Origin of the sequence: Rhodococcus mengyinensis, from assembly GCF_048381435.1 — a bacterium.
GTDB classification, from domain to species: Bacteria; Actinomycetota; Actinomycetes; order Mycobacteriales; family Mycobacteriaceae; genus Rhodococcus_F; species Rhodococcus_F opacus_D.
The window spans coordinates 1-12,679 of record NZ_JBLWIT010000124.1; the positions used below are offsets into that span (position 1 = coordinate 1).

The window sequence follows — 12,679 nt, forward strand, 5'->3', positions numbered from 1 at the left end:
CTATTTCAGTTCGGCGAGGACGGTGCCCTGGGTGATGGCGGCGCCGGGTTCGACGGCGAGGCCGGTGACGACGCCGGCCTTGTGGGCGTTGACGGGGTTTTCCATCTTCATGGCCTCGAGGACGGCGATGAGGTCGCCCTCGGCGACTTGTTGGCCTTCTTCGACGGCGACCTTGACGACGGTGCCCTGCATGGGGGCGGTGACGGCGTCACCGGAGGCGGCGCCGCCGTGAGCGCCGCCGCGGGTGCGGGCCTTGGGCTTCTTGCGGACCGCCCCGGCCGCGGCACCGGCGCCGGTGCCGAGGGTGAACTGGCCGGGCAGGGACACCTCGACGCGGCGGCCGCCGACCTCGACGACGACGTTCTGCCGGGGCCCGGTCTCGTCCTCGTCGATCGGCTGGGTGCCGGTGAACGGTTCGATCTGGTTGTCCCATTCGGTTTCGATCCACTTGGTGTAGACGTCGAATGAGGTGCCGTCGCCGATGAAGGCGGGGTCGGAGACGATGGCCCGGTGGAACGGGATGACCGTGGCCAGTCCTTCGACCTGGAATTCGGCGAGGGCGCGGCGGGCGCGGGCCAGGGCCTCGTCGCGGGTGGCGCCGGTGACGATGAGTTTGGCGAGCATGGAGTCGAACTGGCCGCCGATCACCGAGCCGGTTTCGACGCCGGAGTCCATCCGGACGCCGGGGCCGGTGGGGGGCACGAACTTGGTGACCGGGCCGGGGGCGGGCAGGAAGCCGCGGCCGGCGTCCTCGCCGTTGATGCGGAATTCGAAGGCGTGGCCGCGGGGGGTGGGGTCCTCGGTGAGGTCGAGGTGTTCGCCGTTGGCGATCTTGAACTGTTGCAGGACCAGGTCGATGCCGGCGGTTTCCTCGGTGACGGGGTGTTCGACCTGCAGGCGGGTGTTGACCTCGAGGAAGGAGACGGTGTCGCCCTGGACGAGGTATTCGACGGTGCCGGCGCCGTAGTAGCCGGCCTCTTTGCAGATGGCCTTGGCGGAGGTGTGGATGCGGTGGCGTTGGTCGTCGGTGAGGAACGGGGCGGGGGCCTCCTCGACGAGTTTCTGGAAGCGGCGTTGCAGGGAGCAGTCGCGGGTGCCGGCGACGATGACGTTGCCGTGCTGGTCGGCGATGACCTGGGCTTCGACGTGGCGGGCCTTGTCCAGATACTGTTCGACGAAGCATTCGCCGCGGCCGAACGCGGCGACGGCCTCGCGGGTGGCGGAGTCGAACAGTTCGGGGATTTCCTCGATGGTGTGGGCGACCTTCATGCCGCGCCCGCCCCCGCCGAACGCGGCCTTGATGGCGACGGGGACCCCGTATTCCTTGGCGAAGGCGACGACCTCGTCGGCGTTCTTGACGGGGTCCTTGGTGCCGGCGGCCATCGGGGCCTTGGCCTTTTCGGCGATGTGGCGGGCGGTGACCTTGTCGCCGAGGTCGCGGATCGATTGCGGGGAGGGGCCGATCCAGATCAGGCCGGCGTCGATCACGGCCTGCGCGAAGTCGGCGTTCTCGGAGAGGAAGCCGTAGCCGGGGTGGATGGCGTCGGCGCCGGACTTGGCGGCGGCGTCCAAAATTTTGTCGAACACCAGGTAGGACTCGGCGGAGGTCTGCCCGCCGAGGGCGAATGCTTCGTCGGCCAGGCGCACGAACGGGGCGTCGGCGTCGGGTTCGGCGTAGACGGCGACGCTGGCCAGGCCGGCATCGGCTGCGGCCCGGATCACCCGCACTGCAATCTCACCGCGGTTCGCGACGAGCACCTTCGTGATGTGCGCGCTGGCATGACTGGGCACTGAGCCTCCTGTGGTTCGCATGGTCTGTCTCCGCGGTGGCTCCCGTGGGTGTCACCAGCGGTCGTTTACGGCATCACTTCGGAGTCTAGGCACCGAACCGATTCGTGTTGTCACCGGACCGAAATTTCCGGTCAAGGCTGTCCGACGCTTCGCAGCCCTACCGATGGGTAGCTGGTTGAAACCTGTTCCAGTTGCCGGCGGAGGCTCCCGACCCACGTGTGGACGCTCGCGGCAGCGATGTCGTTGCCCGGATATCGGACCGCCAGATTGACGCCTCGGGGGGTGCGATTGATCCACGCGTACACGTCGTGGGTGTACTGCCGGCTCCGCAGCGCCCGGGCGTTGCGCTCGTGCCAGCGGCCCGCTTCGGGCACGAACCGGACGTCCATGTAGGAGACGACGAAGCGCGGCCGGATGGGGATGTCGAGTTCCTTCTCGATCCGGTCGAACGGGACCACCGAGATCGGCTTCGTCCGGGCCACACTCTCGGCGGCCTCGCGGGCGACGGCGGCGAAGTCGTCCGACGTCACCTCGAAGTCGATCGGGCTCAGACCCACGAACCATCCCAGCGCGGACGCCCACTGCGGGGAATGCCGGGTGTGGACCGGAGTGACCGTCCGAAAGCGTTGATGCCCCGCCACTTCCGACCCGGCCATCCCCAGGCACGCGAGCAGGCCGGGGAAGAACCCCACCTCTGCTTCGCGGCACGCCGAGTTGAACGCCGCAGCCTGGTCGGCATCGAGAATCCAGGCAGACAGGTTCTGCTGGGCGTACGAGGTGCGCGGGCCGACCTCGAGCGGGAACTCGGGGAGGCCCGGTCCCTCGAGGGCCGACCGCCACACGTCGAGCGCCTCCCGTTTGACCTCGGCGTCGGTGGAGCTCTCACGCTCCTCACGGCCGAAGTCGATGTAGCTGCCGACGGGGAACAGGTTGGCCGTGCGGCCGGACAGTGCCTCCTCGTACAGGGCGGTCAACTCGTGGGCGACGAGCACGATGGAGAACCCGTCGATGATCGAGTGGTCTGCCGCGAAGAACACCGTGAATCGGTCGCGTTGGACGGTTTCGAGCGTCGCGAAGACGTACGACGGCCAACTGTGCGGCGAGGCGTACTCGTCGAACAGTTGCTGCAGGTGCGCGAAGTTGTCGCCGCCGGCGGCGTCGTACCCGTGGCTGACGACCCCGACGTGCAGCCCGCCCTGCGGCACGGTGCGCCGACGTACGCGCTCGGTCTCCGCGTCGAACGCCGTGTGGGAGCGCAGCACCTCGTGACGATCGGTCCACTTCTCCAGCGCCGACCGGAAAGCGGTGAGGTTCAGTGTGCCGTGGATCTCGAATGCGGTGCCCAGCCAGGATTCGCGACCACCGGAGTCGGAGCACCGGCGCAGGTGCGCCTCGTGGATGTACGAGGCCGGGCGAGGGTCGTCCACCCATTCCGAGCGGGCGCACGGTAACCATTCGGTGAGCGCGCCCACCGGAACGGGGTAGTCGGCAAGTTCGGTGAATTCCATCAGTGTGTGTTCAGATCCTGCCTAGCCGCGAAGATGCCGCTTGATTCGCGCGAGCATCGCGGACATGCCGCGCAGTCGCAGGGGACTGACGGCGTCGGCGAGCCCGAGCGCGGAATAGAAATCGTCCGGAACGCCGAGGATGGTGGCGGCACTGTGCCCGTCGAGGCCCTGGTGCAGGATCGACGCGAAACCCCGCGTCGTCGGCGCTTCCGCGGGCGCGCTGAAATGCAGCCGCACGTGTTCCGGATCGGAGTCGTCGACCGACAGGAACAGCGGAGACTGGCACTCGGGCACCGGTTCCATCGCGTCCTGCTCGAGTTCGGCAGGCAGAGGCGCCAGTTCGCGGCTGAACTCGAGCAGCAACTGCAGCTTGTCCGAGCCGTCGACGGCAGCGAAGTCGTCGACAATCTCGGCAAGCGAATCGGGTAGTTCGGTCATGACGATGCGCCGGGCACGTCTCCCGGCTCTTCACCCCTGACGATCGGAACGCGAACCATGTTGCCCCACTCCGTCCACGAACCGTCGTAGTTGCGGACGCTGGGGTAACCGAGCAGGTGGGTGAGGACGAACCAGGTGTGGCTGGAGCGCTCACCGATGCGGCAGTACGCCACGATGTCGTCGTCGGCGGACACGCCGCCGTAGATCTCGTTCAGTTCACCGCGCGAGCGGAAACGGCTGTCGGGGGCTGCGGCCTTGGCCCACGGAATGCTCAGCGCGCTCGGGATGTGGCCGCCGCGCAGCGCGCCCTCTTCGGGGTAGTCGGGCATGTGGGTGCGTTCGCCGGTGTACTCCTGGGGCGACCGCACGTCGATCAGCGGACCCTTGCCGAGGTGATCGAGCACGTCGTCCTTGAACGCGCGGATCGGGGCGTCGTTGCGCTCGACCACCGGGTAGTCGGTGGGGGAGGTCTCGGGGACGTCGAACGCGGTGTCCCGGTTCTCGGCGATCCACGCGTCGCGGCCGCCGTCGAGGAGGCGGACGTCCTCGTGTCCGAACAGCGTGAACACCCAGAGGGCGTACGCCGCCCACCAGTTGCTCTTGTCGCCGTAGATCACGACGGTGTCGTCGCGGCTGATGCCCTTGCGGCTCATCAGGTCGGCGAACTGCTCGCCGTCGATGTAGTCACGGGTCACCGGATCGTTGAGGTCGAGGTGCCAGTCGACCTTGACGGCGCCCGGGATGTGGCCGACGTCGTAGAGGAGCACGTCTTCGTCCGACTCCACCACCTTGAGGCCGGGTGTGCCCAGATTCGCGGACAGCCACTCCGTCGACACGAGCCGACCGGGATTGGCGTACTCGGCGAAGGACTGGGTGGGATCTGGCGCTACGGGCACGGGTGGGCTCCTGGGGCAGATGCGACGGGGACGGCGTCAATTCTAGGCGGACGCCGGAAGTTCTTCCGACCGGCGTTCACACTTACCTCCCGCGGACGGTGAGGGAGGCCGCAGCGGGCGCGTAGATTCGCACCCGAACGGAGGCCTCATGCCCGACATCTCGACGCGCGCCGACCTGGAACTGCTGCTCCGGCACTTCTACGGCCGGGCATTCGCCGACCCGGTCCTCGAACCGGCCTTCGAGACGCTCGCGGTGATCGGCATCGACGACCACCTGCCCGTCATGTGCGACTTCTGGGAGACGATCCTTCTGCGCACCGGCGTCTACCGCGGCAGCGCGTTCGCCGTGCACCGGGCGCTGCACGGCCGGCACGGATTCACCGACCGGCATTTCGACCGCTGGGTCGAACTGTGGGCGTCCAGCGTCGACGAGTTTTTCGCAGGCGACATCGCGGGGCGGGCCAAGGGCGAGGCAGCCAAGATCGCCGACGCGATGCGGCGACGACTGTTCGAGCCTCCGGCGGTCAGACGACGGGAGTGCCTTCCAGGTTCAGCTGACTGGTGAGCTCCGCGATGGGAGTGACGCCGTTCTCGCAGATGTCGTGCATGATCTCCCGCAACCGCACCAGGAATTCCGTGACCGCCCGGCGTGCCGTCGACGTCTCCGGGAACCGCGACCGCAGCGCGAGACCCCGCTGCGTGCGGGAGATCCAGAACTGCGCGTCGTCCGCGACCGTCACGTTGCTGATGTGGTGTGCGTTCAGCTCGTCGTGATCGTCGGTGCCGGGCAGTCTGCGGTAGTCGATGTACGAGACCATGAACACATCGGTGCGGGTGCGGCGGTATCCGTCACCGAGAGCCTCCCGCACCTGGGCCATCGTCACACCCTTGAGCGTCAGGGCTGTGCGGAACGAGGCGTGGGTGTGCGCCAAGGAGGACTGGAAGTCGCAGTCCGGGGTCATTTCGACCGTCAGCGGCGCGCTCGTCGTGAGCCACCCGATCGCATTGGCCCACTGCGGGTCCTGGCGAATGTGCAGCGGAAACTGCAACGGCATCCGGGAGATGCCGTTGATCGAGTGCACTGCCATGCCCATCGCGGTGAGCGTCCCGGTGAACAGGCTTCCCCCCGAGTCCAGGCAGATTTCCTCGAACCGCTCGGTGTCGGCGGCGTCGAGGAGGGGGCGGACGTCCGCCCCCTGTGGTGCGGGCCTGCCCGCCTCGACACCCAGATCGAGCGGGAAACTGGGCGCGGTGCCGCCGCAGCGTTCGTAGAAGCGTGCCCATTCGCGCACCCGGGGGTCGCCGATTTCGGTGACGGGCGTCTCGGCCTCGAGTTCGCAGTACCGCAGGAAGCTCCCGGGATCGCCGAGTTCCTTCGTCAGGTCCGCTTCCGTGAGTTCGGCCGAGCCGCCGAGCCCGGTGAGTCGCTGGTAGATCTGCCGGAGTTCGCCCAGGGCGATGACGAGCGAGTATCCGTCGACGAGAGTGTGATCGAACGCACTGACCACGGTGTAGTGCGAGTCGCGTTCGATGGTGGCGAACAGGTACGCGGGGAACGTCAGCGGGTCGCACGCCTCGGTGAACCGGTACCGCAGATGGTCCCGGAGCTCGTGTGGCGACGTCGTCACCGAGGCCTCGGACGCGACGACGGTGATGTCCTCGGGGTCGAGATCCACGCGCGCCATCGCGTCCGGGCTCACGTCGAAGCCGGTCTGCAGCGTGTCGTGCCGCCGGATGAAGTGCACCAGTGCCTGCGCGAGAGCATCCCGGTCGAGTCGCCCGGGAAGGTCGAAAGCTGCTGCCATCCAGACGCTTCGGCCGACGCCGTGAGTGCGGGCGGTGTCGAGATGGAATTGCTGGTTGTACGACGGCGGCACCGCGGACGGGGAGACCTTGCCCGGCGCGACGGACCATTCCGTCACCAGGCCGGGTTCGAGCATGTACCGGTCGATCGACGTGACGTGCACTACTCCACCCCTGCGGCAGTCGCGGAGTCCGCCGCAGGCGCGAACGATGTCACCGTGTAATCGCCCTCGCGGGCAACGGTTTTCATGATGTCCGACAACCGCTCCGCGTATGCGGTCACGGACCGGTGCGCCTCGTCGGTATCGGGGTGCGAGACGGCCATCCACGTGCCCTCGAGCATGCGGTTCACCCAGATCGACGCGATCTGCGTGGCCTTGCCCCCGACGATGCCGGTCGCCCGGGTCGACGTGAAACTCTCGGTCTGCGGCAACCGCCTGCCGTCGATGTACGACACGATCGGCGGCGGTGCGAGTGTGGTGGCGTGTTGCGACATCGCGTCGGGGCCGGCCTGAGCGAGCACGGTGTCGATCACCTGCTGCACGGACACCTCGCCGAGCGCCTTGCCGGACCGGTAGGCGTCCTGCGCGCGCTGGGCAAGGCCCGTGAACTTCGTGGCGTCCTCGAGGGCGAACCCGACCGGAATGAGATTGATGAACCACCCCTGGGACCAATAGAACTGCGGGTCGTTGCGGGTGGTGAGCGGCGACAGCGCCATGTAGCGGTCGCGCCCGACCAGTTCGTGTTCGGTGATGGCGAGGGCCGCGAACACGCCGCCGATGAAGTTGGAACCGTGGGCCTTGCACACGGCACCGAACCGCTCGCACTCGTCGGCGTCGGCGAGGTCGAACCGGCTGCCGATGGCCGGTTGGGGTTCGTCGGAAGCGCCGAGGTCGAGGGGAAAGCTCGGGAACGTTCCGCCGTTTCGGGTGAGGTGACCGATCCAGCCGTGGACCTCGGGGGAGGCGAGGGTCAGCGTCGCCGCCTTCTCTCGTTCCCGCCGGCTGTATTCCACGTAACTGCCCGGGTCCGGCAGTTCGGGCTCCACGCCGTCGAGTTCGGCCTGATAGATGGTCCGGGTCTCGGCGAACGTGAGGATCATCGACTGCATGTCGGTGTGCGCGTGATCGACGGCGTGGAACAGGGTGAAGCTGTCCTCGCGCCCGGGAGCCCCGGTGTCGTAGTGCTCGACCACCCCGAACACGAATGCGGGCCAGGCCAGCGCGCTCGTATCGTTCGCGAAGCGCGCGGCGACGTGGTCGCGGACCTGCTCAGGGGTGGTGAGCGTCTCGCCCTCGTGCGCCGTGAGCGCGATGGAGCCGGCGGGCACGACGTGCCGTCGGACGGCATTGGTGGTGTCCGTGGGGTCGGCGTCCGCGTTCTCGAACGAGAACCAGCTGTGCAACGTGTCGTGCCGCAGGACGTAGCGCTCCAGGGTTCGTGTCATCGCGGCGGTGTCGAGGCGGCCGGGGAAGTCGAAGGCGATGCCGATCCACGGGGACTGCGTCTCGCCGTTGTTCGCCGCCAGCCGGGCCCGCCGCAGGTGCCGCTCCTGCATGGTGGTCGGCAGTGCCGGATCCACCGGCGCTTCGGCAGCCGCTCGTGCGCTCGCGTCCGTGACTTTCCACTCGACGACCCGCCCAGGTTCTGGCTTCCAGTGGGTGATCAAGTTCAAGTCCATCGAGCGGCTCCTGGTCGGATTCGAGTTGCGAGTTCGGTCGGGTGTGGCACGGACTTTCTCGCAACAGGATGCGGCACCGAGTGCCTTACCGCGAGAGGTAGAGAAGTATGAGACTGATTACAGGTCGGTCCCGGTCCAGTCAAGTGTCGGGCAAAAGGGTTCCACGCTGCAAGTTCTTCGCGTAACATCCAGCAACCTTTGAACAACCTCACAGCATTCCGTGAGGTTCGAGCCGCTAGCCTGTCCGGATGCCTGTGACTCAGCGTGACGCACTCTATCGAGGCGAACTCGGTCGCTGGGTCCCGTGGCTGGGTCTGGCCACCAGTCTCGCCGCCGTGTTCATGCAACTCCTGGACGCCACCATCGTCAACGTCGCGCTTCCGAGCATCGCGGTCGATCTCGGCGCCTCGGTGTCGGCGCAGTTGCTGATGGTGAGCGTCTACACGCTCTCGTTCGCATGTTCGCTGATCACAGCGGCGCGGCTGGGGGATCTGCTCGGCCGACGACGGGTCTTCCTCACCGCACTGGCCGTCTTCATCGTTGCCTCTCTGCTCTGCGGACTGGCCCAGTCGCCGACCGCTCTCGTCGTGTCGCGGGCGTTGCAGGGCCTCGCGGCGGGGTCGATGTCGGCTCAGACGTTCGCCATCATCTCGGGACTGTTTCCGAAACGCTCGCACCCGCGCGTGTTCGGAATCTACGGCGCGACCATCGGGCTCGCCACGATCTGCGGTCCGCTCGTCGGCGGACTTCTCATCCAGTGGGATCTCTTCGACTGGGGTTGGCGGCTGATCTTCTTCGTCAATCTCCCGATCGGGCTCGCGGCCCTGGTCCTCGGCTACTTCTATCTCGTCGACGCGAAGCCCGACGGAATCCGCCGGCTCGACGTGGGCGGCGCCGTGCTGTCGGCGCTCGGGCTGTTCCTCCTGATCTTTCCGCTCGCGGAGGGCCGGGAACGCGGCTGGCCGACGTCGCTCGTGGTGATGCTGCTGTGTTCGGTGCCGGTCCTGATCGCGTTCGTCGTCCACGAGTGGCGGCTCGGGCGCCGCGGCGGCGACCCGGTCCTGCGCCTCGAACTGTTCACCGACCGCGCGTTCTCGCTCGGCGCGGCCATCGCGTTCGTGTTCTTCGGGACGCTCACGTCGTTGATCTTCACCATCTCCCTCACCCTGCAGTTCGGGTTCGGGTTCTCACCGCTCAGGGCCGGGGTGATGACGCTGCCGTGGGCGCTGGGGACCGGGCTCGCCGCGCTGGCCTCCGCTGCCGTGTATCGGCGCATCGGCAACCTCGTCCTGCCTCTCGGGATGCTGCTCTTCGCCGGCTCCCTCATCGTGCTGGCGGCGCAACTGCAGCACGAGGGCACCGATCCGCGGTGGTCGGCGCTGGCCGGTCCGCTGTTCATCGGGGGAGCCGGGCTCGGGCTGTTCGTGGCACCGCTCCAGACGGCGATCCTCGCGACCGTGCAACCGCAGAACGCCGGGTCGGTGTCGGGGCTGCTCCCGACCGTGCAGCAGGTGGGTAGTTCGATCGGCCTCGCGGTGATCGGCGTCGTGTTCTTCAACCTCGTCGCGACGCAGTCGGCGGACGCGGTGCAAGCCGAGCGGCCCGCGTTGACCGCGCAACTCGCCGAGGCCGGGGTGCCGCCGGCGCTGATCCCGCGGGCCGAGGACACGTTCGTGCGCTGCGCGACGGAGCAACTCGGGTCCACGTCCCCGATGAAGGTGCCCGACGAATGCCGTTCGCCGGCGTCCGGGGGTGCGGCGCTCGGCGCCGCTCAGCAGCAGATCGCCGACTCCGCGGTGGTAGCCGCACGGGAGTCGACCCGATCAGCGGCAGGCGAGGCGTTTCTCCAGGCAGAGCGCCGCATCCTCTGGATCATCGCGGCGGTGGCGGCGGCTATCGGTGTGGCGTCGTTGACGCTTCCGCGCCGGAATCTGTCGGTCGACGAACAGTCAGTCGACGCGGCCTGACGACGCCCACAACTCGGCGACGCCGACCCCGACCTCCGCGAGCAACCTCCGGACGAGCGGCAGACCGATCCCGATCACGCTGGACGGGTCGCCCTCGATGCGGTCCACGAACCAGCCCCCGAGGCTGTCCAGGGTGAACGCGCCCGCGACCTGCAGCGGTTCCCCGGTCGCGAGGTAGGCCTCCAGATCGGCGTCCGGCGGGCTCGCGAAATGGACGACGGTGGCGCTGTGATCGTGTGCGTCACCCACCACCGCGCCCTCCGCGATCCGCAGGACGCTGTGCCCGGTGAGCAGGGTCGCGCTACGGCCGGCCATCGACGACCACCGCGCGCGGGCGACGTCGACGGTTCCGGGTTTGCCTTGCAGGGACCCGTCGATCAGCAACATGGAGTCGCATCCGACGACGACGGCGTCCGAGATCCCGTCCCGTGCGAGAACAGGGAGGACGTCGCTCGCCTTGGCGCGGGCCAGTTCGGTGACGACGTGCTCGGGGGCTGCGTCGGCACCGAGTGCCGCGATGACGGCATCCTCGTCGACTCCGGAGACTCGCACGACCGGCTCCACCCCGGCGCTGCGCAGAACAGCCAGCCGCGCCGGGGAAGCCGAGGCGAGAACGAAGGATGTCACCGGATCCTGATCAACGCCGGTACGCGGACACGTTCGGGAACGCGTACGGCGAGAACGGGGCGACACTCCGGTGCATCCGCGTGGGAGCGCCCCAGGACTCGGGCGGTACGTGCGAATCCGGTTCACCGCTGCCGGCGGCGGCGACCGCGGACAGCACCGCGACGAGCGCAGCGATCTCCTCGTCGGACGGTGAGCCCTTGACCACCTTCAGGAAAGGCTGACGGGCCGCGTCGGCGGCGGTGCCGTCCGTGTCACCCGGCAGGTCGGTGGCCGCACCCTTCGCGAGCGTGGTGTCCGCTGCGGAACCGTTGACTGACGCCGTCGCGTCCGAACCTGTCTCGGTGCGCACGTCGTCGTCGGTGATAGCGGTCATAGGGGGATGTTCCCATGCTTCTTGGGCGGGAGGGTGACCATTTTGCGTTCGAGAAGGCGCAGGGCGGCCACGATCTGTCCGCGGGTGTGGGACGGGGGGATGACGGCGTCGACGTAGCCGCGTTCGGCGGCGACGTACGGGTTGACGAGGGTGTCTTCGTATTCCTGTTGCAGTTGCAGGCGCAGGGCGTCGACGTCGTCGCCGTTCTTGGCGGCCTCGAGGAGGCGTTTGCGGTAGACGAAGCCGACGGCGCCGGAGGCGCCCATGACGGCGATCTGGGCGGTGGGCCAGGCGAGGTTGACGTCGGCGCCCATGTGCTTGGAGCCCATCACGTCGTAGGCGCCGCCGTAGGCCTTGCGGGTGATGACGGTGATCTTCCCGACGGTGGCCTCGCCGTAGGCGTAGAGCAGTTTCGCGCCGCGGCGGATGATGCCGTTGTATTCCTGGTCGGTGCCGGGCAGGAAGCCGGGGACGTCGACGAGGGTGATGATGGGGACGTTGAACGCGTCGCAGGTGCGCACGAAGCGGGCGGCTTTTTCGGAGGCGTCGATGTCGAGGCAGCCGGCGAACACGGTGGGCTGGTTGGCGACGATCCCGACGCTACGGCCGTCGACGCGGCCGAAGCCGACGACGATGTTGCCGGCGCGTTCGGCCTGGACCTCGAGGAATTCGTCGTCGTCGAGGATGCGGCGGATGACCTCGTGCATGTCGTAGGGCTGGTTCGCCGAGTCCGGGATGAGGGTGTCGAGTTCGAGGTCCTCGGCGGTGAGGGAGTCGTCGATGGATCCGGTGATCGGGTCGGTGGGCAGCATCCGGGGGGCCGCGGCCTGATTGTTGCTGGGCAGGTAGGACAGCAGGTCCTTGACGTAGTCGAGGGCGTCTTGTTCGCCGGAGGCGACGTAGTGGGCGACGCCGGATTTGACCATGTGGGTGTGCGCGCCACCGAGGTCTTCCATGGTGACGTCTTCGCCGGTGACGGTTTTGATGACGTCGGGGCCGGTGACGAACATCTGGGAGGTCTGGTCGACCATGACGACGAAGTCGGTCAGGGCGGGGGAGTAGACGTGGCCGCCGGCGGCGGGGCCCATGATCAGGGAGATCTGCGGGATCACCCCGGAGGCCTGGACGTTGCGGTGGAAGATTTCGCCGTAGAGGCCGAGGGAGACGACGCCTTCCTGGATGCGGGCGCCGGCGCCTTCGTTGATGCCGATCAGGGGGCGCCCGGTCTTGAGGGCGAGGTCCATGACCTTGACGATTTTTTCGCCGTAGATTTCGCCGAGGGAGCCGCCGAAGACGGTGGCGTCCTGGGAGAACACGCAGACGTCGCGGCCGTCGACGGTGCCGTAGCCGGTGACGACGCCATCGCCGACGGGGCGGTTGTCGGCGAGGCCGAAGTTCACCGAGCGGTGTCGGGCGAGGGCGTCGAGTTCGACGAAGCTGCCGTCGTCGAGCAGGGCGGTGATGCGTTCGCGGGCGGTGAGCTTGCCCTTGGCGTGGACCTTCTCGACCGCGGCTTCACCGCTCGGGTGCTGCGCCTCGGCCTGACGATTACGCAGGTCGGCGAGCTTTCCCGCCGTCGTGTGAATATCGGGCGT

Annotated in this window: 11 protein-coding genes; 2 read left to right on the forward strand and 9 right to left on the reverse strand. The window is 68.1% G+C overall.

Annotated elements, in window-relative coordinates; all coding sequences use genetic code 11:
- The 4 genes from ACNJ7E_RS28330 to ACNJ7E_RS28345 form a co-directional block, all read right to left on the reverse strand.
- Positions 1-1,791, reverse strand: a complete 1,791-nt coding sequence (locus tag ACNJ7E_RS28330) for an acetyl/propionyl/methylcrotonyl-CoA carboxylase subunit alpha (protein ID WP_418341554.1) — start codon at positions 1,789-1,791, stop codon at positions 1-3.
- Positions 1,792-1,922: 131 nt separating this feature from the next.
- Entirely contained in the window at positions 1,923-3,299 is a 1,377-nt protein-coding gene (locus tag ACNJ7E_RS28335; protein WP_418341555.1) for a condensation domain-containing protein, read from the reverse strand.
- Between the two features lie 21 nt (positions 3,300-3,320).
- Positions 3,321-3,737 carry a SufE family protein gene (locus ACNJ7E_RS28340; protein WP_009479492.1) on the reverse strand — a complete coding sequence of 139 codons (417 nt, stop codon included), beginning with the start codon at positions 3,735-3,737 and terminating at the stop codon, positions 3,321-3,323.
- The gene (locus tag ACNJ7E_RS28345) at positions 3,734-4,633 is read right to left on the reverse strand and encodes a sulfurtransferase (protein ID WP_011598236.1); all 900 of its coding nucleotides are present in this window, start codon (positions 4,631-4,633) and stop codon (positions 3,734-3,736) included. The genes ACNJ7E_RS28340 and ACNJ7E_RS28345 overlap by 4 nt, the downstream gene beginning before the upstream one ends.
- 148 nt (positions 4,634-4,781) lie before the next feature.
- On the opposite strand from ACNJ7E_RS28345, the gene ACNJ7E_RS28350 reads away from it, so the two are divergent.
- The gene (locus ACNJ7E_RS28350) at positions 4,782-5,198 is read left to right on the forward strand and encodes a group III truncated hemoglobin (RefSeq protein ID WP_418341556.1); all 417 of its coding nucleotides are present in this window, start codon (positions 4,782-4,784) and stop codon (positions 5,196-5,198) included.
- On the opposite strand, the gene ACNJ7E_RS28355 is transcribed toward ACNJ7E_RS28350, so the two are convergent.
- Both ACNJ7E_RS28355 and ACNJ7E_RS28360 read right to left on the reverse strand, forming a co-directional pair.
- A complete protein-coding gene (locus ACNJ7E_RS28355) occupies positions 5,158-6,600 on the reverse strand; it encodes a condensation domain-containing protein (RefSeq protein WP_418341557.1) in 1,443 nt (480 codons plus the stop codon). The two genes, ACNJ7E_RS28350 and ACNJ7E_RS28355, sit on opposite strands and share 41 nt — an antisense overlap.
- The gene (locus tag ACNJ7E_RS28360; RefSeq protein WP_418341558.1) at positions 6,600-8,117 is read right to left on the reverse strand and encodes a condensation domain-containing protein; all 1,518 of its coding nucleotides are present in this window, start codon (positions 8,115-8,117) and stop codon (positions 6,600-6,602) included. Before ACNJ7E_RS28360 ends, ACNJ7E_RS28355 begins: the two co-directional genes overlap by 1 nt.
- Before the next feature lie 248 nt (positions 8,118-8,365).
- Here ACNJ7E_RS28360 and ACNJ7E_RS28365 point away from each other — a divergent pair, with 248 nt between their 5' ends.
- The gene (locus tag ACNJ7E_RS28365) at positions 8,366-10,084 is read left to right on the forward strand and encodes an MFS transporter (protein WP_280785219.1); all 1,719 of its coding nucleotides are present in this window, start codon (positions 8,366-8,368) and stop codon (positions 10,082-10,084) included.
- On the opposite strand, the gene ACNJ7E_RS28370 is transcribed toward ACNJ7E_RS28365, so the two are convergent.
- The 3 genes from ACNJ7E_RS28370 to ACNJ7E_RS28380 all read right to left on the reverse strand — a co-directional run.
- A complete protein-coding gene (locus ACNJ7E_RS28370; RefSeq protein WP_280785218.1) occupies positions 10,067-10,711 on the reverse strand; it encodes a Maf family protein in 645 nt (214 codons plus the stop codon). The genes ACNJ7E_RS28365 and ACNJ7E_RS28370 overlap by 18 nt on opposite strands.
- A 10-nt stretch (positions 10,712-10,721) precedes the next feature.
- Positions 10,722-11,084: an acyl-CoA carboxylase subunit epsilon gene (locus tag ACNJ7E_RS28375; RefSeq protein WP_280785217.1), complete on the reverse strand. Its 363-nt coding sequence runs from the start codon at positions 11,082-11,084 to the stop codon at positions 10,722-10,724.
- Positions 11,081-12,679, reverse strand: a 1,599-nt coding sequence (locus tag ACNJ7E_RS28380; RefSeq protein ID WP_418341559.1) for an acyl-CoA carboxylase subunit beta, incomplete at its 5' end; no start/stop codon positions are given. The genes ACNJ7E_RS28380 and ACNJ7E_RS28375, both read right to left, overlap by 4 nt.